At 54.6% G+C, this 22,097-nt stretch carries 20 protein-coding genes and 1 pseudogene; 14 read left to right on the plus strand and 7 right to left on the minus strand.

The genetic code is table 11. The features are described 5' to 3' along the window. Window positions 1-267: pseudogene (locus tag AC3Y2E_RS33595) on the minus strand (IS5/IS1182 family transposase); the annotation flags it as partial. Window positions 268-1,001: 734 nt separating this feature from the next. Here AC3Y2E_RS33595 and AC3Y2E_RS33600 point away from each other — a divergent pair. The 8 genes from AC3Y2E_RS33600 (at window position 1,002) to AC3Y2E_RS33635 (ending at window position 11,965) form a co-directional block, all read left to right on the plus strand. Next, window positions 1,002-1,976: a LacI family DNA-binding transcriptional regulator gene (locus AC3Y2E_RS33600; RefSeq protein WP_379217628.1), complete on the plus strand. Its 975-nt coding sequence runs from the start codon at window positions 1,002-1,004 to the stop codon at window positions 1,974-1,976. Window positions 1,977-2,214: 238 nt separating this feature from the next. Beyond that, window positions 2,215-3,564 carry an ABC transporter substrate-binding protein gene (locus AC3Y2E_RS33605; RefSeq protein WP_379217630.1) on the plus strand — a complete coding sequence of 450 codons (1,350 nt, stop codon included), beginning with the start codon at window positions 2,215-2,217 and terminating at the stop codon, window positions 3,562-3,564. A gap of 42 nt (window positions 3,565-3,606) precedes the next feature. Further along, window positions 3,607-6,903, plus strand: a complete 3,297-nt coding sequence (locus AC3Y2E_RS33610) for a carbohydrate binding domain-containing protein (protein ID WP_379217632.1) — start codon at window positions 3,607-3,609, stop codon at window positions 6,901-6,903. A 760-nt stretch (window positions 6,904-7,663) separates the two neighbouring features. Continuing rightward, window positions 7,664-8,437 carry a DeoR/GlpR family DNA-binding transcription regulator gene (locus AC3Y2E_RS33615; protein WP_332070220.1) on the plus strand — a complete coding sequence of 258 codons (774 nt, stop codon included), beginning with the start codon at window positions 7,664-7,666 and terminating at the stop codon, window positions 8,435-8,437. Between the two features lie 120 nt (window positions 8,438-8,557). Beyond that, window positions 8,558-9,424: a class II fructose-1,6-bisphosphate aldolase gene (gene fba, locus AC3Y2E_RS33620; protein ID WP_379217635.1), complete on the plus strand. Its 867-nt coding sequence runs from the start codon at window positions 8,558-8,560 to the stop codon at window positions 9,422-9,424. A gap of 32 nt (window positions 9,425-9,456) precedes the next feature. Further along, window positions 9,457-10,248 carry a M55 family metallopeptidase gene (locus AC3Y2E_RS33625; RefSeq protein ID WP_379217637.1) on the plus strand — a complete coding sequence of 264 codons (792 nt, stop codon included), beginning with the start codon at window positions 9,457-9,459 and terminating at the stop codon, window positions 10,246-10,248. Between the two features lie 30 nt (window positions 10,249-10,278). After that, window positions 10,279-11,217, plus strand: coding sequence for a 1-phosphofructokinase (gene pfkB, locus AC3Y2E_RS33630; protein ID WP_379217639.1), 939 nt, complete (start codon window positions 10,279-10,281; stop codon window positions 11,215-11,217). 358 nt (window positions 11,218-11,575) lie between these two features. After that, the gene (locus tag AC3Y2E_RS33635) at window positions 11,576-11,965 is read left to right on the plus strand and encodes a DUF1499 domain-containing protein (protein WP_190931075.1); all 390 of its coding nucleotides are present in this window, start codon (window positions 11,576-11,578) and stop codon (window positions 11,963-11,965) included. Window positions 11,966-12,029: 64 nt separating this feature from the next. Here the strand turns inward: AC3Y2E_RS33635 and tpx are convergent, their stop codons facing one another. Together tpx and AC3Y2E_RS33645 are read right to left on the minus strand one after the other, a co-directional pair. Then, window positions 12,030-12,548: a thiol peroxidase gene (gene tpx / locus AC3Y2E_RS33640; protein WP_190931074.1), complete on the minus strand. Its 519-nt coding sequence runs from the start codon at window positions 12,546-12,548 to the stop codon at window positions 12,030-12,032. A gap of 149 nt (window positions 12,549-12,697) precedes the next feature. Then, a complete protein-coding gene (locus AC3Y2E_RS33645) occupies window positions 12,698-12,820 on the minus strand; it encodes a hypothetical protein (RefSeq protein WP_379217642.1) in 123 nt (40 codons plus the stop codon). Window positions 12,821-12,912: 92 nt separating this feature from the next. Here AC3Y2E_RS33645 and AC3Y2E_RS33650 point away from each other — a divergent pair, with 92 nt between their 5' ends. Together AC3Y2E_RS33650 and gltC are read left to right on the plus strand one after the other, a co-directional pair. Continuing rightward, entirely contained in the window at window positions 12,913-13,521 is a 609-nt protein-coding gene (locus AC3Y2E_RS33650; RefSeq protein ID WP_190931073.1) for a rhomboid family intramembrane serine protease, read from the plus strand. A gap of 27 nt (window positions 13,522-13,548) precedes the next feature. Then, on the plus strand, window positions 13,549-14,439 hold the full coding sequence (gltC, locus tag AC3Y2E_RS33655; protein ID WP_379217645.1) for a glutamate biosynthesis transcriptional regulator GltC: 891 nt from the start codon (window positions 13,549-13,551) through the stop codon (window positions 14,437-14,439). A gap of 113 nt (window positions 14,440-14,552) precedes the next feature. Here gltC and AC3Y2E_RS33660 read toward each other — a convergent pair whose 3' ends face one another. Both AC3Y2E_RS33660 and AC3Y2E_RS33665 read right to left on the minus strand, forming a co-directional pair. Next, on the minus strand, window positions 14,553-15,239 hold the full coding sequence (locus AC3Y2E_RS33660) for a zinc metallopeptidase (RefSeq protein WP_332070215.1): 687 nt from the start codon (window positions 15,237-15,239) through the stop codon (window positions 14,553-14,555). A 25-nt stretch (window positions 15,240-15,264) separates the two neighbouring features. Beyond that, entirely contained in the window at window positions 15,265-15,696 is a 432-nt protein-coding gene (locus AC3Y2E_RS33665; protein WP_190931070.1) for a MerR family transcriptional regulator, read from the minus strand. 333 nt (window positions 15,697-16,029) lie between these two features. On the opposite strand from AC3Y2E_RS33665, the gene AC3Y2E_RS33670 reads away from it, so the two are divergent. Genes AC3Y2E_RS33670 through AC3Y2E_RS33680 form a run of 3 tightly spaced genes read left to right on the plus strand, consistent with a single transcriptional unit; the run spans window position 16,030 to window position 19,269 of the window. Beyond that, entirely contained in the window at window positions 16,030-17,421 is a 1,392-nt protein-coding gene (locus tag AC3Y2E_RS33670; RefSeq protein WP_379217648.1) for an ammonium transporter, read from the plus strand. Window positions 17,422-17,452: 31 nt separating this feature from the next. Beyond that, window positions 17,453-18,550 carry a DUF294 nucleotidyltransferase-like domain-containing protein gene (locus AC3Y2E_RS33675; RefSeq protein WP_379217649.1) on the plus strand — a complete coding sequence of 366 codons (1,098 nt, stop codon included), beginning with the start codon at window positions 17,453-17,455 and terminating at the stop codon, window positions 18,548-18,550. Between the two features lie 5 nt (window positions 18,551-18,555). After that, window positions 18,556-19,269 (plus strand): exonuclease domain-containing protein, encoded by a 714-nt coding sequence (locus AC3Y2E_RS33680; protein WP_379217651.1) that lies wholly within the window; start codon window positions 18,556-18,558, stop codon window positions 19,267-19,269. Here AC3Y2E_RS33680 and AC3Y2E_RS33685 read toward each other — a convergent pair. Beyond that, on the minus strand, window positions 19,266-19,706 hold the full coding sequence (locus AC3Y2E_RS33685) for a M67 family metallopeptidase (RefSeq protein ID WP_379217654.1): 441 nt from the start codon (window positions 19,704-19,706) through the stop codon (window positions 19,266-19,268). The genes AC3Y2E_RS33680 and AC3Y2E_RS33685 overlap by 4 nt on opposite strands. A 148-nt stretch (window positions 19,707-19,854) precedes the next feature. Then, on the minus strand, window positions 19,855-21,156 hold the full coding sequence (locus AC3Y2E_RS33690) for an MFS transporter (RefSeq protein WP_379217656.1): 1,302 nt from the start codon (window positions 21,154-21,156) through the stop codon (window positions 19,855-19,857). A gap of 226 nt (window positions 21,157-21,382) precedes the next feature. Between AC3Y2E_RS33690 and AC3Y2E_RS33695 the strand changes: the two genes are divergently transcribed. Beyond that, on the plus strand, window positions 21,383-21,916 hold the full coding sequence (locus tag AC3Y2E_RS33695) for a TlpA disulfide reductase family protein (RefSeq protein WP_379217658.1): 534 nt from the start codon (window positions 21,383-21,385) through the stop codon (window positions 21,914-21,916). Window positions 21,917-22,097 lie beyond the last annotated feature (181 nt).

Genomic DNA, 22,097 nt, shown 5'->3' on the forward strand with positions numbered 1-22,097 from the left:
CAGCAGGTTAAGCGGCTCTAGAATTTTCGGCACTTGTGCAATCCCGGATTCGGTTTCGACAAAGGCGACGAGCTTCTGGCAGTACTGGATTTCGTCTTGGAGTACGTTGGTTGTGTTTTTTGCTGGCATTTTGACTTTGGTCGATTCATCCATGGTGTAAACGGCTTTACGCAATTTCCGCGCTCGATCTTGCAGAATTTCTTGCGGCGATTTCTGGTTGTAGCGCGCTTTCGTATGCGTAGCGTCAACGATGATGGAGTTGCTCTTCGGGCGTTTTTTTGTGTGCATATATTCGGAGGCCGTTCTTCTTATCAGCTCGGCCACGTGGATTTGCTAATAGGCAGGCAGGAACGGAAAAAAGGTGATTAGATAGATAGCGGGTTGATCCCAGACCGTTCGGAATCCATAGTTTATCCGTAGGCGTAGCGGAAGAGTGACTTCCGCTAATGCCCCAATTCAAGAGACTTTCACATCTTAGCGGAACTATGGTTTCCGTTATTTCGGACTTGGAGGGTGTTGAAGGCGATTATACCGGAAATACCGGAACAAAATTTTCCGCTATGCATATATTTTCTGGCGTGAACAACAAATAACGGAAGTAAAACTTCCGGATGAAGTTTCTTACATGTTGGATTGGAAGTTGTTTTTTTGCCACCATACCTGAATTGACAACCCGACTGTGGCCGAACGGCTGAAGCGAAGTCCCCATTGCCTTCCACGCGCAACGTATGGGCTTGCACGACAAAAGAACCGTCCGGGCGACTTTCCCTGACGATTTATCTTAATGCGGCCTATGTGCGGTTCAGCGGGATTCAATGGAAGAGCGAGTGTGGTCAGCGCGGCCGACACAATGGAATGAGGCGGCATCATGGCTTGCTGACGAAAAAAAAGTTAAACGTTAACGTTATTTAAGTTGAAGAGTATAAACTTGAAATAATTATTGAAATTATACTTAACGTGTACTATACTGGCCTTACATTAACGAAAAAGGAAGAGGAACCGTGATCACGATCAAAGATATCGCCAAAGCTGCCGGCGTCACTTATGTAACCGTATCCAGAGCACTGAACGATGAACCGGGAGTAGGAGAGCAGACACGGCAAAAGATTAAAGCGATCGCAGAGAAGATGAACTACGTACCGAGCCTGGCGGCCAAAAAGCTCGTACAACGCCAGCCGAATACGATCGGCCTGATCTGGCCTCAGATCAAGGGGATGTTTTTTTATGATCTCAGCTTTGAGCTCCAGCAGGAGGCGTCCCGCCGCGGCTTGCAGGTCATTTTATCGATGGCGAAGCCCGAGGAGGCATTGCGGACGTTTAATCATTACTTTGTCGATTATGTAATTTTTTGGCGGCAACTTTTTAACCCTACTCTCGAGTTTTTACAGGAAAAAGAAAAGTTTCGCGGCGAAATGCTGTTGATTGGCGGCTGGAAAACGGATAAAGCCCATAGCATAACGATTGACCGAGCAGGAGGATTCCGCGATGCGGTACATCATTTAGCGAGCCTTGGCCATAAGCGTATTGCTTTTGTCGGTATGCCCGACCTTGACAAGCATAACGGATACATGCAGGGGATGGCGGAGCTGAAGCTGGACTTTAGCCCTGAACATGTGGTGGTCTCGGACGATCCGACATTCGAGCAAAAGCTGAGCGATATGATGTGCAGTGCGGACAAACCGACCGCCATGATCGTCGATTGCCACGGGATTTTGCATGAAATAACCGGGAAACTTAAAAAATTGAACGTGCGGATTCCAGAAGATTTGTCCATGGTCGTGTACGACGATACCCAGCTGCAATTTTTCGATATCCCGCTGACGACGGTCGGCCCTTCGATCCCGGAGCTTGCGACAAGATCGTTTGATATTTTGACCGGTGCGGCAAATCGGGAAGACGGCCCGCGGTGGATAGAAGAAGAGATCAAGTCGAAGCTTACTCCGAGAAGCTCTACAATTCCATATACGGGCCAATAAGGTCCTATATTTTACGTTTATAGTAATCGGTTACTATAGAAAATGCAGCTTATTGATGAGAGGGGGGATGTCTGGGCGGATCGCCGGGCAAACAGTCGGACAGGCAGAATCAAACCCAGACTTAGACAAATAACGGCACAAAACTATTCCTATCCGAACGAACCGCTTAAACTTTGGCTGCTGATTGCATTAGGGGAACAAAAGGTCACGAACAACAACAAGGAGGGTGTATGATCCAATGAAAAAAAGAATGCAAAAGGTACTGATTTTTACGATGACAGCCGCGCTGCTCGGAGCCTGCTCCGGAGCGGGAAGCGGGGGTGACGGGAACAAAGCGAAAGAGGGCCAAGGGACGGAGAAGCCGGTGAAGGATATAACAAAAGAACCGGCGGAAATCGTATTTTATTCCAATAACGGCGACCCGACGGAAAGCTTTGATTTCCGGTTCGGCGACTCTCTTCGCAAAAAGTTTCCGAATTATACAATCAAGTACATTATGAGGGGACAAGGAACGAATTTGCCGGAATTGCTCGCGGCCGGCACGCGATTTGATATCTTCTTTACAACAATCGGCAATTTTGAAAATTTTGCGTTCGATAGTGCCATCGAATACGATATGACCGGGCTGATCGAGAGCAGTAAGGTAGATTTGAACCGGTTTGAGCCGACCATCATCGATGCGATCAAGCAAACTTCAGGTGGCAAGATGTACGCTTTGCCTGTGTTTAATACGAATCTTGTTTTATATTACAACAAGACGTTGTTTGATAAATTCGGCATCGCTTATCCGAAAAATGGCATGACTTGGGAGCAGGTAACCGAGCTGTCCAAAAGATTAAGCCGAAGCGAAGGCGGCACGCAGTATTACGGCTTTACCCAATCGCCGTTGCATTCCGTGAGGATGAGACAGCTGCCTATTCCTTTAGCAGATTTGAAAACGGATACACCCACTATCAACACCGACGACAGGTGGAAAACGTATTTCCAAACCGTATTTATAAATCCTACTAGTGAGCCAACTGTACAAGATACGCTGCTCAAAGAAAACAAAGTGCCTAGCGCCGCCGAATTCGCCAAAACGAAAAACGTCGCGATGTTCAACTATATATCGAGTCTCATGACCGTTTGGGAAAAAGAATTCAAGGAATTGGACTGGGACATGGTGTCCATGCCGACTTTCAAAGAGCTGCCGGGCGTAGGCTCGCAATCGTATCCGGCTTATTTCGGCATAACGAAGATGGCGCAAAACAAAGAAGCAGCGATGGAAGTGCTGAAATATATGACGTCGGACGAATTCCAGACGGAGCTTGCCCGAAAAGGGATTATGCCTGTGCTGAAAAACGAAACGATCCAGAAGGAGATGGGCAAAGAGTCGCCGTTCAAGGACAAAAACTGGAGTGCCGTCTTTTATAACAAATTCGCGCCGATTCCTCCACTCGTTCCTTACGAAGCGCAGCTCGCGGGCGTTTACCAGTCTTACGGGACAAAAGCGCAGATCGGCACGCTGGATCTGAACACCGCGATGAGGCAAGCGGAAGAGGATGCGAAAAAGCAAATCGCCGACTTCAAGCAAAAACAGGTCAAGTGAAGCTTATAACCTCGGGATGACCGGAATGGGGAGGCGGAGGACATGGCATTGCGACGAAAAGGATGGGCTTGTCTGGTGATCGTATGTATGCTCGTACAGCTGCTGCCCGCTGTATGGGGGCCGGCCGCAAAAGCGGAAACGGCGGAGTGGGAACCGAATTTGCTGCAAAATCCGGGATTCGAGCAAGCGGTGTCAGGAGTACCCGATCATTGGGAAGCGATGGGCGGCTGGAGCAATCCGGAACTCCTCCTCTCTCCGGCTTCCGCGCGCAGCGGCGGCAACGGGATTCAGGTGCAAACCGAGAATGCGACCAATCCTTGGGTCGCGCAGAAAGTGTATCTGGATGCGGGCAGCACGTATGAATTTTCCAGCTGGTTCAAATCGGCGGCCGTTCAGGGGAAAGGCGTCGTGATGAAGGCGGAGTTTTACAGCACCGACACGCGAAGCAGCGAGGGATGGATCTCCGGTCCGTTCGGGCCGTACATCCGTGCCGTTACCGGGGATTGGCAGCATTACTCGTTCCGGCTGAAAGCTCCGGAAGGGACCAAGGTGGCGTACGTGTATGTGCGGCTGTGGGGGACCGGCAGCGTATCGTTCGACGATGCCGCCGTACGGCTGGTGAACTTGACGATGACGACCGATCAGCTGTTCTACTACACCGATGCGGAGCAGGGGCAGGTCCGGATGGAGACTCGCTTCCCGGACGACGACTATACCGGGAAGACGGTGGATATCACGATCACGGACAGCGTCTACGGGACGGTCGCCGCTTCGGCGTACGGACTGCCGGCACAGCCGGAGATGAACTTTTCCTTTGATCCGAGGGGGCTGGACCTCCAGAAGCGTTATCAGGTCAAGGCGGTCCTGCGCGCAGCCGATCAATCGGTGATCGCCGAAGAAGCTTCGCTAATCTCCAGGTGGGCCAGACCTCAGACGCTCCCGCCCGGAGGAACCGTACAGGTAGACGGAGAGCCGTATTTCCCGGTCATCGCTTACCACCCGAACGTGGACGATTACCCGGACTTGGCGGAGATCGGGGTGAATACGATCCAGCTTCCGAACGTCAAGACAAAAGCCGAGATTCGCTACGCGATGGACCAGGCGGCGATTCATGGGCTGAAAGTGATGTTTCCGCTGTATTACTTTATGAGCATATCGCGGGATGAAGAGGCTATCCGCCAGTATACGGCTGAATTTAAAGATCATCCGGCGCTCCTCGCCTGGATGATCATCGACGAGCCGAGCGGCAACGGAGTGACGGTCGAGAAGGTAGCTGCCGCCTATGAGATCGTAAGGTCGGTCGATCCCGTCCATCCTGTCTATATGGTGGAGGGAAGCCGCGACGAATATGCCAGCTATGGCCGGGCTCCCGATATTTTCACCGTTGATGTCTACCCGCTGCCAAGCCGTCCGATTGCGAGTGTCGGAGATGGAGTGCGGGAGGCGATCGAGGCGGCTCCGGGCGGCCGTCCGGTCTGGTCGATTCTGCAAACGTTCGCTTATCCGAACACGGCCTGGTCGTATCTCCCCACGATTACCGAAGTCCGCAATATGGCGTACCAGTCCGTGCTTGCCGGAGCCGGAGGGATCGGTTATTACGCAGTCAACGATTCGAACTGGCGCTTGATCGGTTCGCCACTGTGGCCGGGGCTGAAGGCGTTCAACAACGAGCTTCCCTTGCTTCGCGAACTTGCGATGACGGAGCCGGTCAGCCGCCACCGCGGAGACGGCACGGAATGGGCGGTCTGGGAGACGGCGGAAGGGGAAACCTACGCAGTCGCTTTGAATCAGACGACGGCGGGGCAGAACGTATCGGTCACACTGCCGTTTACCGGCTATCAGGCCGAACTGCTGTATGGCGGAGCTCCGTCTTCGTACTCTGACGGAACCGCGCAGTTGAACGTAACTTTGGGCGCTTACGAGACGAAAGTATACAGGCTGACTTCGTTCCATTCGCTGGCGCAAGCTGCGGAAGAACTTCGGGCAGCGGGTGTCGGACTATCCGACCATCCCTATTGGAAAGTCATGTTCCTTCTGATCGGCGGGAAGCTGAACAGCATGATCACGGAGCTGTCCGGGTCCAGCCCGAATGTGGACGACGCGGTGCGTTCCGGCAGGGAGGCGCTGCTCCAACTGCGTTTACTCGAGTCGTGGGTGAGCGTGCACAAGGAGTCCTTGCTGCGGGGAGGCAAGGCCGAGATGCTGGCGCATCTTAGCGGGCTGGCCGACCGGATCGGGGAGATTACCGCTTCGCCGGTTCGCATCGGTCTTCAGATCAGTCCGCAGCCTGCCGTCGGCGGCGACCATGCGTCTTGGAGCGTAACGGTTCATAATACGTCGGACCGGGTGATGCGCGATGCGGCGGTTACGGTCCGTTATCCCGAGGCGCTCCAGCTGGCGCCGGCGGTGCTGCACATCGGGACGCTTGTGGCCGGTTCCGCGGTGACCGAACAGCGTTCGTTTCCGGTTCCGTCCGGTCTCCCCGACGCAGGCTATGCGCTAACGGCGGAAATCAGCTTCCGCGACCGGCTCGTATCGCTGACGAACGAAGCGGCCCAATCGTTCGCCGTCATCGCTCCGCTGGAAGCGGAACTCGTGCCGGCCTCGATCGCGATGAACCGGCAGGCAGCGGTTCCGTTCGAGATCAAGCTGACCAACCGGTCTCAGCAGATGTCGTATACGGTTGAGCTTGACGCTTTGGCATCGCCTGCATTCAGCGTCAACTTGTCGGACACGGCTACGGTAGCGGCAGGCGGCAGCGCCACGGTAACGGGCTCCGTCTACTTGCAGGACGGCTCGGCACCTGACGGGACTTACTCCGTAATGGTCGCCGCGCAGACGGCAGGTGTACATCTCGATCCGCTCCGGCTGGATATCGCGCTGCAGCGGAATCTCGTTCTGAACCCCGGCTTCGAAGCCGGTACGGCAAGCGGCCTGGCGCCGGCGTCGTGGAATCTGGGAGCGGGCGCCTGGGATACGGGCGGCGCGTTAGAAGGCCAGCGCTCGGTACGGCTGATCCCGGATAGCGCGAACGCGAACAATTCGATCATTTCGACCAAAATCGATACGGCGGAAGGAAAAAGCTATACGTTGTCCGGCTGGACGCGCAATGCGTCGACAACGGGCCAAGTGTCGTTAGGCGTTCGGTTCGTTAATAGGTCGAACAGCACGATCTCGTACTTGTGGACCGCAGCGCCGGCGGGCACCGATTGGGTGAAGGTGGAGAACGCGTTCACGCCGCCGGCCGGAACGAAAAGCATGCACATTTATTTCATGATGAATCGCGCCGCTAACGGGGAAGCGAGTCTCGACAGCGTCGTGCTGACGGAGCAACCGTGATTGGCTGCACGCTTCCCGTAATGATCCAGCAATCCGCACAATCCCTTCTTGCGCCCGGTTATCGTACCGGGACGGGAAGGGATTTTTAGGATAATGATGATGTTCTTAACCGTCCTAAAGTGGAACAATGTCCGTACTTGAACGGGAAGAAAGCGTCATTCTACTAAAACGGAACGGTGCGGCATAGGAAAACAGCAAAAGATAGATGGATAGATGATAGATGGATAGATGATAGATGGACAGATAGAAGGCGGGCTGGTCCCAAATCGTTCGGAATCTAGAGTTATCCGTAGGCGTAGCGGAAGAGTGACTTCCGCTACTGCTCCAATGCAAGAGACTTTCACGCCTCAGCGGAACTATGGTTTCCGTTATTTCGGACTTGTAGGGGGATATAGGCGATTATACCGGAAATAGCGGAACAAAATTTTCCGCTATGCGTATATTTTCTGCTGTGAACAACAAATAACGGAAGTAAAACTTCCGGATGAAACTTCTTTACGCTTCTTTACATGCTGGATTGGAAGTCGGTTTTGCCATAATGCCTGAATCGACAACGATTATCAAAGGTACCCATTCTTTTTAAGCGCTGTCGTAGAAGTCTTCATATCTTGCGAAATTTTACGCTGAATTATCGTCATCCGCACAGGTTGGCAAATGGAAGGTCGTGCTGTAAACTGGAAATAGAAACGATCACAAACGAAAACAACAGTAACGAAAAAATCGGCTTTTTGTCCGACCGATTTAGGAGGAACTATTCGATATGTTTGCAGAGGAAAGGTACCTGCGAATTATGGAAGTCGTGAACCGGGCCGGCAAGGCGACGGTAGCGGAGCTTAGCGATGCATTGGGGGTGTCGCCGGTTACCGTAAGACGCGATCTGGAGAAGCTGGAGGAGAAGGAGCTTTTGATCCGCACGCACGGCGGGGCGATGGCGCTTCATTCGCGGATCAGCGAGGTGGCGAGGGAAAAGTCGTTCTCGGAGAAGGAGGAGGCGCTGGCCGACGAGAAAGAGAGAATCGCCGAGGCGGCAGCCAAGCTGGTAAACGACGAGGACGCGGTGCTGCTTACCGCAGGGACGACCAACATGATGCTCGCCAAAAAGCTCGCCGGCAAAAAAGGGCTGAAAATCGTCACGAACGCCGCCAACATCGCGGTGCAGATCGGAAGCTATTCCGATTTCGAGGTGATTCTGATCGGGGGCAAGCTGCGGCGAAAATCGTACGCCCTCGTCGGTCCGCTCGCCGAGAACACGCTGGCGAATATCCGCGTCGACAAGCTGTTTCTCGGCGTAGACGGATTCGACCTGAACGAAGGGCTGACGACGCCGAATTTATCCGAAGCGAGCATGGACCGGAGCATGATCTCGATCGCCAAGGAAGTGATCGTGGTAGCCGACCACAGCAAGTTCGGGCGGGTGTTTTTCTCCCATGTGGCGCCGCTGTCGTTCGTCCATACGGTCGTGACCGACCGGAAGCTGGACAAGCCGACATGCGATCAGATCCGCGATCTCGGCATCCAGCTGATCGTGACGTAACCGCCTGCAGCTAACGGCCAAAAAAACGTTTGTCACGTTTTAAAGGATCGGCTACAATGAGAAAAGAAGCAAAACGAAACAAAACACTCAAAAAAGTAAGACTACCGGGAGGAACCATTCATGCCATTAGTATCATCGACACCGTTGCTCCAAGCCGCTCGCGCCGGCGGATATTGTATCGGAGCCTTTAACGTGCACACGCTGGAAATGCTGCAAGCCGTCGTGGAAGCGGCCGTCGAGACGGAATCGCCGCTGATCATCCAGTCGACCGTAGGCACCGTCAAACATCTGGGACCCGAATATATTGCCGCGGCCGCTACTGTCGCATCCAATATGAACCGGATTCCGATCGCGCTTCATCTCGACCACTGCACGGAATTCGATCTGATCGTCCGCTGCATCCGCGCCGGTTATACGTCGGTTATGATCGATGCGTCGCACTCGCCGTTCGATGAGAACGTCGCCCAGACGTTACGTGTCGTGGAAGTGGCAAGACCGGCCGGCGTGAACGTCGAAGCGGAGCTTGGCAAAGTGGGCGGTGTCGAGGACGATATCGTCGTCGCCGACAACGAAGCGCTGATGGCCGATCCGGATGAATGCGCCAAATTCGTCGAACTGACCGGCGTCCCAACGCTCGCTCCGGCGATCGGAACCGCGCACGGCATCTACAAGGGCGAGCCCAAGATCGATTTCGAGCGGATTAAGCGGATCGCAGACAAAGTGGATGTTCCGCTCGTTCTTCACGGCGGCTCGGGCATTCCGGAGGAGCAGGTCCGCCGGTGCGTCGCGCTCGGCATGGCCAAGATGAACGTCGCCACCGAGCTGCGCATCGTCTTCTCCGACGCGATCAAAGCGGTTTTCGCGCAAAATCCGGAGGAAAACGATCCGCGCAAATATATGGTGCCGGCCAAAAAGGCGCTTAAGGAAGCGGCGATTGAAAAAATGCGGTTGTGCGGCAGTTTCGGCAAGGCTAAAGATTTCCGTTAATCCTTACCCGAACTTGAAAAGGGGCGCTTACGATGAAGGTCTATATCCTAACCGATATGGAAGGAATCAGCATGGCGTACTACTGGGAGCAGGTGAAGGGCGGCGAACCCTTTTACCCCCGGTACCGGCAGATCCTGACGATGGAGACGAATGCGGCGGTCCAGGGCGCGTTCGCCGCCGGCGCAACCGAGGTTGTAGTGAACGACGGCCATGGCGCCGGCGGACCGGAATACAACCTGATCTGGGAAGAGCTGGACGAGCGGGCGTTCATCGAGAAGCCGGATTCCTCCGCCAACATTCTTCCGTCGCTCGACGAATCCTTTGACGCTCTGCTGCTGGTGGGCTACCACGCGATGGCGGGCACCCCGTACTCCGTCATGCCGCATACGCAGAACAGCAAAGCCTGGAAGTCGTTCCGGCTGAACGGCACCGAATGCGGGGAGATCGCCCAGATGGCGCTGATCGCCGGGGAATACGGCGTGCCGGTCGCTTACGTAAGCGGAGACAAGGCGGCGGTTGCGGAAGCGAGAACGTTTTTCGGCGATGATCTTCCGGCTACGGTTGTGAAGGAAGCTTTTGCGAGCGGAAGGATCAAGAGCCTTAACCCGAGAGAAGCGGCAAGGCGCATCCGCAGCGAAGTTGAGCAAGCGCTGAAGCTGCCGAAGCGAAAGCCGTATTATTTCCCGGGTCCATACCGGATGGAGATCGAATTCAATACGAAGGAACAGGCCGACACGCTGAAGGACAACGTCCGGGCCGCCAGGCTAAACGATACGACCGTCGCTTATTCGGCGGATCGCGCATCGCATATCCTTCATCTGTAAGTCTCACTATAACGGAAAAGGAAGCAACCCATGGCTCTTATAACGACCGTGACGCTTAATGCGGCAATCGACAAAACGTATTATATGGAGAAGTTTCCGCTCGGCAAAGTATCGCGGGTGTCTACGATGATCAGCGTGCCTGGCGGCAAAGGCATTAACGTCGCCCGAGTGGCGCATCAGCTCGGCGGCGAGGTGCTGGCGAGCGGATTCGTCGGCGGCAGCAACGGCGCCTATATCGTGAAGGAATTGGACAAATCGGGGATCTCCAGCGATTTCGTAGAAGTCGAAGGAGAGTCGCGGCTTTGTCTGAACATGATCGATCAATCGGAATCGACCTCGACGGAGCTGCTTGAGCCGGGACCGGTCATTACCGGGGAGCAGATCGCCGAGATGAAGGCGAAGATCGGCCTCCTTGCGGCCAAGTCCGCGATCGTCGCTTTCTCCGGCAGTCTGCCGAAGGGAGCTCCGGCATCGCTGTATGCCGAGCTGATCGGTATCGCCAAGGCGGCGGGAGCGCAAGCCTTCCTCGATACGAGCGGCGATGCGCTGCTGGAAGGGGTACGGGCCCAGCCGTATTTCATCAAGCCGAACGAGGACGAGGTGGAGAAGCTGATCGGCCGCAAGTTGGAGCAGGAATCCGACGTGTACGGCGCCATCCGTCAACTGATGGAGCAAGGCATCGGCTGCGTCGTTGTAACGCTCGGGGCCGGCGGCTCCGTCGCCGGTTACGGCGGACGGCTGTACCGGGTGTGGGCGCCGCGGATCGAAGCGGTGAATCCGGTCGGAAGCGGCGATTCGTTCGTCGCCGGCATGGCGGTAGCGACCGCGGCGGGGCGGACGTTCGATCAGGCGATCCGGCTGGCGACCGCTTGCGGCACCGCCAATGCGCTGAACGTGCAAGCCGGGGATGTCCGTCAAGACGACGTCGAGCGGCTGCTTGGGCAGGTGCAGGTCGATTTGATATCCTAACGCCAAACAGGCCGGTCCGTGTGACCGGCTTCTTGTTGTACAGGGGTGTTCAGCAGGGAAGGGACGTCGACTTTTCGTTATTCGCGTATTATGTCTTTTGCTTGCGGGAAAAGCATGTTAATATTAAATATAGTGCTATAAGAGGTTGTTCAAATAGTCCACTTTTGATCACGAAGCGGATCTGGAAGCGTATTCGACATCGAATATTGAATTCAGCCGGAACTTCCGGTGCTCACGTAGTTTCCACTACGCTCCGCTCCTCATTTCCTAGCTTCATCCAATCTTCTCGGTGCTGAAAACCGGACATTTTGAACTCGCACTATAACGTGTTAACGTATGGAAACAGGGGGGAACGCTTTTGTTGAAGAGAACGTTGGTCGGCCTAATCCGCAGTCACGAAGCAACGGGTGACAAAGCCAGGGATCCGGCGCTTAAAACGAGATATTACAAGCTCCAGAAGGAGAAGTTATGGGACGAAGTGGTCTCGCTCCTCAAGAAGCTGCCGAAGTATACCGTTCTCCACGAAGTGAAAAGTGTCGGCGAAATCGTCGTCTCCAAACGGACGATGACCGGCCGGACCCAAGATATTACTTTGACCCTGCTCTCGATCAGCCCGGTCAAATCTTCGATCGATATTTATTCGGCTTCCCGCGGCTCGCTCGGTGATCTGGGCTCGAACTACCGGACGATTCTCGAACTGTTCAAGGTGTTTGACTCCAAGCTTTCTTCTTATAAAACAGATGCCTAAACAAAAACAGCGGCTGGAATGACATTCCGTACCGCTGTTTTTGTTTGAGACGCTTACTATCGGATTATACCAGTTTCTTAACCGCTTCAAGAGCAGCTTCGTAGTTCGGATGCTCGGTCATCTCGCCCAAATACTCGACATATTGAACCGTGCCGCTTGCATCAACAACGAAGATGGAGCGCATCAGCAGCTGCAATTCTTTGATCAGCACGCCGTAAGCTTGGCCGAACGACTTCGCCTTGTAGTCGGACAAAGTCTCGACTTTGTCTACGCCGGCGGCGCCGCACCAGCGGGCTTGCGCAAACGGCAGGTCGACGCTGATTGTCAGGATCGCCACTTGGTCGCCGAGACCGGCTGCCTCTTCGTTGAAACGGCGAGTTTGCGCGTCGCATACGCCCGTGTCCAGCGAAGGCACGACGCTGATCAGCAGTACTTTGCCTGCATAATCGGCGAGTGTCGTTTCGGTAACGAGGTTTTTATTTACTGTAAAACCAGGAGCTTTGTCGCCGACTTTAATTTCCGGGCCGATCAGTGTAATCGGGTTTCCTTTAAACGTGGCCGCTCCAGCGCGTTCTTGAGTCATGAATGATCATCCTCCTGCGAATGATAAAGTTTGGCAATCACTAACTCATTATATCGGAACGCCGGGACGGTTGTCCAATAACGAAACGAATCTCCACATTCGCAAGAAACGGCGGAATATAGCGCCCTGGCGAAGCCGTCTCTTGCAGCTCAGGCGCGGTCTCGTCCGCCACTGTGTCCGAACAGGCCGGTAAGGCCGAACAAGCCGAGCAGGCCGAGCCAGCCCCAGCCGGGGCCTCGACTGTTCGCCGCATACGCGCGATAATTGTTCACTGACCGTGTCCAGCATTTGGCTCGGGACCGAGCATATTGTATGATACAAATGGGGGATTTACCCGACTTGAACGTGCGCGGAGGAGAATACGATGCTTTTTTTGCGGTACGAGAGCTTCAGGCAGTACATACGATGGTATCCGGTGACGACAATCATTCTTGCGATCAACATTGTGCTCTATATAGGGATGGAGCTGTATGGCAGCACGCACGATTCGATGACGCTGATCCAGTTCGGAGCGCTGTTCAGCGAACCGCCGTTTTCCGGGGAATATTGGCGTTATTTCGCCTCCCAGTTTATCCATATCGGCTTTGATCATTTGCTGTTCAACTGCTTCTCCCTGTTCGTTTTCGCGCCGCCTCTCGAAAGGCTGCTCGGGACATGGAAATATATCGTGTTTTATTTGGGCAGCGGCTTTATCGGCAATCTGTCGACGCAGCTGTTCTACAACCAACCGGAGCCGCTCGTATCCGCAGGAGCGTCCGGGGCGATCTACGGCGTGTTCGCCGCGTATTTGTTCATTGCCCTGTTCTACAAAAAGGCGCTCGACAAACAGTCCTCATCGACGATCAAGACGGTCGTAATCGTAGGCTTCATCTACTCGTTTCTTATACCGCAGGTGAACCTATACGCGCATATCGGCGGCTTTGTGGGCGGATTTCTGCTGTTCGCCCCGCTGTTCCGCAAAATGCCGGGATAATACAACGTACGGGCTGGAGGATCGAAGGTGGAGCTAAGACAACTGCAATATTTCGTTAAGGTCGCCAGAAAACAGCATGTGACGCAGGCGGCGGAAGAGCTGCATGTGGCCCAGTCGGCGGTCAGCCGGCAGATCCATCAGCTGGAAGAGGAGCTCGGGCTTCAGCTGTTCGTTCAGAAGGGGAGGAATTTGCAGCTGACCCCTGTCGGCAAATTGTTTTTGAGCCGGGTGGAGGAGCTGCTGACCGGGCTGGAGAAGGCGGTTGGGGAGATCAAGGAGTTTCTCGATCCAGAAGTAGGGGAGATCGGTCTCGGTTTTCCGCACAGTCTCGGAATCAGCCTCGTGCCGTCTGTCGTTGCAAGCTTCCGCAAAGACCATCCGAACGTCAAGTTCCGCCTGAAGATGGGGACGTTCTCCAGCCTGATCCGGGACGTCGTCCGGGGCGATGTCGACATGGCGTTTATATCCCCCTTCCCGGAAAATAACGATCAGGTCACCGGCGAGGTTGTGCTGACCGAGGAGCTGTACGCGATTCTGCCGAGCAGCCACGTGCTGGCCGATTATCAGTCGATCCGCCTTGAACAGCTGCGGGGCGATTCCTTCGTACTGTTCAACGAAAACTATTCGCTCCGCTCGATCGTATGGGAAGCGTGCCGCAAAGCCGGATTTTCGCCGACAATCAGCTTCGAAGGGGAGGAGTCCGATACGATCCGCGGCCTGGTCGCGGCGGGGATGGGCGTCAGCCTGCTGCCGGAGATGGCTTTGACCGAGATCAGCCCGCTTATGCCGGCGAAAGTGAAAGTAACCGAACCTCATGTGACGAGAACGATCGGTCTGATCCGCAAATCGGGACAAAAGCTGCCGATCGTCGCGGAAATGTTCCAGCAATTTTTGTTCAGCTATTTTAAGCTCCGCTGATTGGCGAAGCTGCTTGGAGGAGAACACCGCTTCGTTTCGTTCCCTATACATCAAAAAAAGCTTCCCGTCGTGCGCCTTGGCGCCTGCTGGGAAGCTTTTTTGTTCGATATGGACTATTCGTTGCTGCGGTTCGTAAAGATCATAATGTACTTGATCAGCTCAAGCAGGGAGATCAGCGCTGCAGCCACATAGGTCAGGGCGGCGGCGTTTAATACTTTGGCCACTCCGCGTTCTTCCTCATTCGTAATAAAACCTTCGGATACCATGAGCTCTCTCGCCCGGCTGCTCGCGTTAAACTCGACCGGAAGTGTTACTAGCTGGAAAGTGACAGCCGCCGAGAAGAAGATTATCCCGAGCAGGAGCAATCCCGACATCTGGAAGAAAAATCCGGCAATCAGCAGAAGCGGTGCAATCCCGGAAGTAATATTCACCAGCGGGAACATTTTGTGACGGGCGACGAGCATCGGATAGCTGACGCTGTGCTGGATCGCATGGCCGACCTCGTGGCAGGCGACGGATACGGCTGAAATCGAACGCTCATAGTAGACCGGCTCGGACAACCGTACGACGCGCTGAACCGGGTCGTAATGGTCTGTGAGCGTTCCTCTTACCGCCTCGACCGGCACGTCGTACAAGCCGTTGTTGTCCAGCATGCGCCGCGCCGCGTCGTAGCCGGTCATTCCGGACTGGACCGGCACTTGCGCCCACCGGTTGAACGTGCCCTTTACCCGGAATTGGGCCCAAATCGAGACGCCGAACGCGATGATGATGAGGAAGTCCATTGGGTGAAATAGGATCATCTGTTTCTTTGCCCTCCTTGATAACTTACATGAGTGGTCCTTTGCCGATCAGAAGGAGAAGTGCCTCGATGCAGGCCGCGCTTTGCGTTGCCAGCGTCTTGAATGCATATTTGGCTTGCTTCGGTTTCATATCCTCGAGGAGCGGGCTAAGCTCTTTCACTTCACGTTCCAGCTGGCGCAGCTGCAATTGCAAGGATGTCAGCTTTTCTGTCACTACCTCGTCTTGGCTGACTTTGCTCCACTGGGTCAAGCTTGCTTTAATTTCCTCCAGGGTGTACTTTTCCTTCTTCATCGTTTCTATACGTTTCAAGCGGGTCAAGGTTTCATCTGTATACAATCGGTAATTCGTATCCGTTCTTTTTTCGGGAGAGATCAGTCCAAGCTTCGTGTAATAATCGATCGTTCTTGAGCTTACTTCCGACATCCGGGCCAGTTCGCCTATTTTGTACAGTTTCATATCCCCAATTTGTTCACCCCTTATTATAGACCTATTTAGGCGGCGTCACTCACCGCGCTTCTAGCCTCATCATAAACCAAATGAAACCGTACAGTCAAACGTCATGCTTTGAATGAACTGTGAACTTTTTATGGCCTGATTAGGTACGACCCCGAAAAGAATAGCTGACATGAATGCTTAAAAAACGAACAATTGAAGGGATATCTGACATGAATGTCTGGGAATTCAGTTGAAAATCAAAAAAAATGTTGTCAACTTTCCATCATCTGCGTATAATGACACTAAAGCATTCGTAATGTGTTATAAAAACTAACATTAAAGGTGGTTTTCGCAATGAGAAAGGTTCTGTTCCTCTGCATGACCCTGCTTTTGGCGTTTCCGGTTACTGCGTTCGCGGCCGACGAACCGACCAATGCCATGCTGCAAATTGCGATCGATTCAGTCTGGGTGATGATCGCCGCCATCCTCGTCATTTTCATGCAAGCAGGCTTCGCGTTGCTGGAAGCCGGGTCCACACGAATGAAAAACGCCGGGCACGTCGCCGGCAAAACGATTTTGACGTTCGGCATATGTGCGCTTGCCTTCTGGGCGTTTGGCTTCGGGCTTACATTCGGCGACGGCGGCGCTTGGAACAAGCTGATCGGCTTCGGAGGTTTTTTCTATGACGGTACCGCCGAGCAAGCGGCGGCGGCCTATCCTTCCTTGGCCGGCTCGGACGTGCCGGGCAGCATCAAGTTTTTGTTCCAGACGGCGTTCGTCGGCGTGGCGCTCTCGATCGCATGGGGCGGTTTCGCGGAACGCGCCAAGCTTTCCGTATACTTCATCTTCGGCTTATTGTTCACTGTAGTGATCTACCCGTTCGTGGCGCACTGGATCTGGGGCGGCGGCTGGCTGGCCGATCACGGCAAGCAGGATTTCGCAGGCTCCACGGTCGTTCACCTGCAGGGAGCGACGGCCGCCCTGGCCGCTACGCTTCTCCTAAAACCCCGTCTCGGCAAATATAATAAAGACGGCAAACCCAATCTCATTCCTGGTCACAACCAAGTGCTTTCCGTATTAGGGGTCATCATTTTGTGGATCGGCTGGTTCGGCTTTAACCCCGGTAGCACTTTGTCCGCTTTTAACGACGGCTTCTTCGGCTTCATCGCAATGAACACGAACCTGGCGGCTGCCGCCGGCGGCGTCGCGGCTCTGCTCGTCTCCTGGCTTTACTTCGGCAAGGCGGATATTCCGAGCATGCTCAACGGCGTACTTGCCGCGCTTGTGGCGATCACGGCTTCCTGTGCATTTGTCGAGCCTTGGGCGGCGTTTGTGATCGGTCTGGTAGCCGGCACGCTTACATTTTTTACCGCACAATGGTTTGAGAAAGCGGGAGTGGACGATCCGGTATTCGCCTTCTCCGTTCACGGGATTGCGGGTGTATGGGGATCGCTGTCCACCGGATTTTTCGCGGCTCCGCGGTTGGTCGAGATGACCGGCGTCGGCAAGGAAGGACTGTTTTACGGCGGTGGTTTCCATCAGCTCGGCGTTCAGGCGATGGGTGTTGCGGTATCGTTCGTCTTTGTCTTCGTCTTGGCCTACGCGATCTTGTGGGTCATGAAGAAAACGATGGGTCTGCGCGTAACCGAGGAAGAAGAAATTATGGGTCTCGATATTAGCGAGCACGGCAGTTACGGGTATCCGGAACAGCTGAAGAAGTCCGGCAACGAAACGGTAACCCTGTAACGCCAGCTACGATTCCCGGGAAGGGGTCGACATGGAGCATACATGGATGGAACGATTCGACGTGTCGATATACAACGCCGTCAGCACCGAACAGCTGCGCGGCTTGAGGGACCGGATGCACTTCGAACTCCGGCCCTCCTTATTTGAAGATCCCGTCATGTGGAACGACAGCGTCAACGCCGCACATGACCGGTTAATCGCCGGTACGATCGCGCTCGCGGAGCAGACGCTCCGTCTGGAGGGGTTTGGCGTTCCTCCGGTGCCGTATGCGTTCGTTGCAGTTGGCAGCGCCGGACGGATGGAGCAGACGCTGTGGAGCGACCAGGATAACGGAATCGTCTATAGCGAGCCTCCCGAAGAGAGTAGAGAGGGTGCGGCGGCGTATTTCCGCTTTTTGTCCGAAAGGGTATTCAACTGGCTTCAGTCCGCCGGGTATCCGCCCTGTCCGGGCAACGTGCTGTGCACGAATCCGCAGTGGAACAAGCCGGCTTCCAGCTGGATCGATACGATCCGGGGATGGACGGCCGATCCGCACTGGGAAAATATCCGCTACCTGCTAATGACGGCCGATCTTCGAAGTTTGTACGGCGATGCGGGACTGGTGGAACAGATTCGCCGGGGGTTCGCGGAGGCGCTTGCCGAGAAGCCGGATACACTCGGGCATATGCTGCAAAATACGCTGCATCACAAAATCACGATCGGCGTATTCGGCAACATCATTACCGAGCGGTACGGGGAAGACGCGGGGGCGTTTGATGTGAAATACGGCGCCTACATTCCGCTTGTGAATGGAATTCGTCTGTTGGCGCTGGCGCACGGCATCTTCGTGCCTTCGACGTTCGAGAGGCTTGACAAGCTGAACAAGGGCCGCTTTTATCCCCAGGCCGAAATCGACCGGTGGCGCACGGCATTTCTAACCGCTCTGGAGCTTCGGGCGGTCGCGGGGCACGAGAAGGAGGACGGGTTCTATACGACCCGGGGGATGATCGATCCGGAGCAAATGACCAAGGAAAACAAAAAACGTCTGAAAGGCTGCTTGCGAACGGGGATCGAGCTGCAGCAGACCGTCCGCAAAACGGTCGAGCGGATGACGGAACGAACGGCGAAGAAACGGGGCGGTCCGGCATGAAGGGGATGTCCAAGCTTTGGCATTTGTACCGCATGGGCGGCATTACGCCGGCTGTCGCTTCGATGTTCGACGCCCGCAACGCCCAGCAGATGGCCTTTATCCGGTCCGTTATGAAGGAACAGCGCAAAAACAGCATGTATGACATCCCGCTGCAGAAGCTCGACACGGTCGTGTTCGATCTGGAGACAACCGGGTTCTCCCCATACAGTGGCGATGAGATCATCTCGGTCGGGGCGGTCGGCATGTCCGGCGATTTCGTCATTGGCCAGGAATCGTACTACAGCCTTGTTCGTCCCGGCAAAAAAATTCCCGAAGACGTCGTCCGGCTGACCGGAATCCGGAACGAGGAAGCAGTTGAAGCGCCGGAGTTGATCACCGTCCTTAAGGAGTTTCTTGAATTTGTCAATCACCGGGTGCTTGTGGTGCACGGCAGCGGACACGATAAACACTTTTTGAATTCCGCGTTGTGGAAAACGTCGAAGGTGAATTTATCCCACCGGTTTATCGACTGTATGATACTCGCTCAAAGGCTTGAGCCGAAACGGGGCAGCTACGATCTCGATTCGTTATTGTCCGATTACGGCATAGAAGTGAACGGGCGCCATCACGCCCTCGGCGATGCGGGGATGACTGCGCAGCTGTGGAAATGCCTATTAAATGAAACGATACGCAGAGACGTATCGACGCTCGGGGACTTGTACGATTTTTTGAGCCGCTAGAGAATCGAGTAAGGAACAGTGGTTAAAGTGCCGGAATGCCGGTCCTTTTCCGGGGAAAGCCGATAAACTTCAATCTTCGGCGCATCGCCCGCCAAGGAGATGATCCAGTAGCTGGGCAAACCGCTCCAGACGCTGCCGCGGTCTTTCACAGACGGAAACGGAGGCGAGTCCGGGTGCGAATGGTAGATGCCCGCCAGTCGCAACCCGGAGCGCTCGGTTTCGTTCAAAAGGGCCAGCCATTCCCGTTCGTCGAATCGGAATGTATGTTCCGGTCGTTCCGCACGGTTCGTGATCGCAACGGCCGAAATAATGACGGGAGGTTGTCCGCCGCCGTCTTCCGCCCCGTAACCAAGCAGCGCTCCGCAAGCTTCGTGCGGCACTGATCGGACGCAATGTTCAACCACCTGTTCCAGAACTAAACGTTGAATAAGCAGCATGTTCCGCACACCCTCCCTGTCTTCTTTCTATTATATAGGCTGGTTGCGGCTTGTGCACTGCGGCTTCGAACGAGAGGGTATCAAAACAAAAACGAACAGCCCGTCGGATGCGGGCTGTTCGTATGCGTATAGGCGAACGTATTCAGCTTCAATTTACTTGGCGGTCCGGCTTGATCAGGAAAAAGACGAGTCCGAGCGTAATCAGCGCGAGGGACGAGACGGAGATAAATACGATCCGGTCGGACATATCCATCATCCAGCCGAATAACGGCGGCCCCGCCGCGACTCCTAGAAAGCGGAGGCAGTTGTACAGCGACGTGATCATGCCCCGCTGCTCCTTGGATACGGCACCGGTAATCATCGTGTTCAGACAGGGGAGGAGCAGGCCGGTTCCGATGCTGCTGATCGTCAGAAGTCCGATAAAGATATACAGGTTGTTGAAGAAGAAAATCGTGCAGGCCAGGGAGACGGTCATGGCGATCAGGCCGATGTTCATCAGCCAGCGCATCAGGATGCCGTTTTTCTTAATGACGCTGCCGGTAATGTACGAGGTGGTGACCAGACCGAGCAGAGGGATGGCGAGCACCAACCCTTTTTTGACCCCGTCGACCTTGTACGGATCTTCCTCCAGCACGTTGGACAAATAAAACAGCACGCCGAACAAAATAAACAAGCCGAGCGATCCCGCGAAAAACGATGTGATCAGCCAGCGCCCCTTCTCTTTCATAATTTGCCCGATGTTGCGGATGTAGTCCTTCAGCTTTTGCGGCTTTTTGTCACGCTTCGGTTCCTTGATCAGCCAGATAACCGCGACGAGTGAAAGCGCACAAAAGACGGGAAATGCGAAAAAAGCGGCATACCAAATAATTAGAGCCAGCAGCGAGCCGATAATCGGGCTTAGCACTTTGCCGGCTCCGTTGGACGCCTCGGTCAGGCCCAGCGCCTTGCTTTCGGTGCCTCCCTCGAACAAGTCGCCCACCAGCGCCATCGCGATCGGGGCGGTGCCCGCAGCCGCCATCCCTTGAATCGCTCTGGAAATAATGATGATGGTATACGAATTCCACACCGCTCCGAATCCGGCCAAGATGCCGGCCCCTCCGTATACGATCAAGGAAGGGATAATGATCGCTTTGCGGCCGAATCGGTCGGACAAGTACCCGATCACCGGAATGAACAAGCCCGCCGACAGGGAGAAGAGCGTAATGACCAAGCTGCTCTGAAACTTGCTGATGCCCAGCTTCTCTTGCATATCGGGCAAAATCGGGACGAGCATCGAGTTGCCGAGCACGAGCACGAGCGGAATGGTGGCGATCGCCATAAAGACGAGCGCGTGGCCTTTGCCGCCTGGCTTGTCCTGCTTCGGCTTGGCTTGGCCGGCAGACTCGCCCGGATCGAAATCGATGTCGCTTTCGAACGTGATGTGTAGTTTTCCGGATTTCGTTTTCTCCATAAAGCTCCCCTCGCGCCGCTGTCATACCGTTACTATAACCGTCCTCGGTCAAGGTCATTCCACGGCTGTTTGCCAAAATGTAACGCTTTGTTTGCGGAAGGAATGGAAATCGTCCCGAAAAGACTATAATATAAAGAATAAGACGACAGATCGATTCAACACCATACAGCACGAGTTGCGATAAAGACCGGATCGTAATTTCGGCGGGAAGGGAACTTGGGATAAGATGAAACGTAACATATGGGTCCTTGCAGTCGTTCTAGTTCTTGTCGGTTTTGCCGTTTATCAAAATGTCAGTTTCGGTGACCGTCAAGCGTCGGTTTCGAAGGAAGCGGCCCCCAAGCCGAATTATATGGCTCCGGGCTTCAAGCTGACCGCGCTAGACGGCAGCGTGTATGAGGTCGGGGGAGCGCGGGAGAAGCCGCTGCTTATGAATTTCTGGGCGTCCTGGTGCGGACCTTGCGAGCTAGAAGCGCCGGATTTGGCCCATTTGTACAACAAATACAAAGACCAGATCGATTTCTATGCGGTTAATATGACGGCCAGCGACCGGATGGACAACATCAAGTCGTTCGTCAAACATTTCGAATTCACCTTCCCGGTGCTGCTCGACTCGGACGGCAAGGTAGGGGAGTTGTACCGGATTAGCGGAATTCCGATGACGTATCTGGTCGATAAAAACGGCGTGATCCGCGACGGATTCAGCATTTTGCATCCGGATGAACTGGAGAAGCGGATCAAAAAAATGATCGATTCCTAAATCGCTATCCTATGCGAAAAAGCTGCCCCGTTATGGGCAGCTTTTTCGCATTTCGTGCGCTTGGCAGCGCTTCGACTAAGGAGTGAAAGTCTCCTCTACACCGCGTGGCGGCGGAAGTAGTAGCTGACGCATAGTGCTCAGACCGTGAGGATGGGTGCGGAGGTAGCGAAGGCAAACCCCG

The sequence above is a fragment of the Paenibacillus sp. MAH-35 genome (genome assembly GCF_058135425.1).

Bases quoted from the DNA above. Each gene is read 5' to 3' on its own strand.
- AC3Y2E_RS33605 (WP_379217630.1), top strand. From the start codon at position 2,215: ATGAAAAAAAGAATGCAAAAGGTACTGATTTTTACGATGACAGCCGCG.
- AC3Y2E_RS33610 (WP_379217632.1), top strand. From the start codon at position 3,607: ATGGCATTGCGACGAAAAGGATGGGCTTGTCTGGTGATCGTATGTATG.
- AC3Y2E_RS33615 (WP_332070220.1), top strand. From the start codon at position 7,664: ATGTTTGCAGAGGAAAGGTACCTGCGAATTATGGAAGTCGTGAACCGG.
- fba (WP_379217635.1), top strand. From the start codon at position 8,558: ATGCCATTAGTATCATCGACACCGTTGCTCCAAGCCGCTCGCGCCGGC.
- AC3Y2E_RS33625 (WP_379217637.1), top strand. From the start codon at position 9,457: ATGAAGGTCTATATCCTAACCGATATGGAAGGAATCAGCATGGCGTAC.
- pfkB (WP_379217639.1), top strand. From the start codon at position 10,279: ATGGCTCTTATAACGACCGTGACGCTTAATGCGGCAATCGACAAAACG.
- tpx (WP_190931074.1), bottom strand. From the start codon at position 12,548: ATGACTCAAGAACGCGCTGGAGCGGCCACGTTTAAAGGAAACCCGATT.
- AC3Y2E_RS33650 (WP_190931073.1), top strand. From the start codon at position 12,913: ATGCTTTTTTTGCGGTACGAGAGCTTCAGGCAGTACATACGATGGTAT.
- AC3Y2E_RS33660 (WP_332070215.1), bottom strand. From the start codon at position 15,239: ATGATCCTATTTCACCCAATGGACTTCCTCATCATCATCGCGTTCGGC.
- AC3Y2E_RS33665 (WP_190931070.1), bottom strand. From the start codon at position 15,696: ATGAAACTGTACAAAATAGGCGAACTGGCCCGGATGTCGGAAGTAAGC.
- AC3Y2E_RS33670 (WP_379217648.1), top strand. From the start codon at position 16,030: ATGAGAAAGGTTCTGTTCCTCTGCATGACCCTGCTTTTGGCGTTTCCG.
- AC3Y2E_RS33675 (WP_379217649.1), top strand. From the start codon at position 17,453: ATGGAGCATACATGGATGGAACGATTCGACGTGTCGATATACAACGCC.
- AC3Y2E_RS33680 (WP_379217651.1), top strand. From the start codon at position 18,556: ATGTCCAAGCTTTGGCATTTGTACCGCATGGGCGGCATTACGCCGGCT.
- AC3Y2E_RS33685 (WP_379217654.1), bottom strand. From the start codon at position 19,706: ATGCTGCTTATTCAACGTTTAGTTCTGGAACAGGTGGTTGAACATTGC.
- AC3Y2E_RS33690 (WP_379217656.1), bottom strand. From the start codon at position 21,156: ATGGAGAAAACGAAATCCGGAAAACTACACATCACGTTCGAAAGCGAC.
- AC3Y2E_RS33695 (WP_379217658.1), top strand. From the start codon at position 21,383: ATGAAACGTAACATATGGGTCCTTGCAGTCGTTCTAGTTCTTGTCGGT.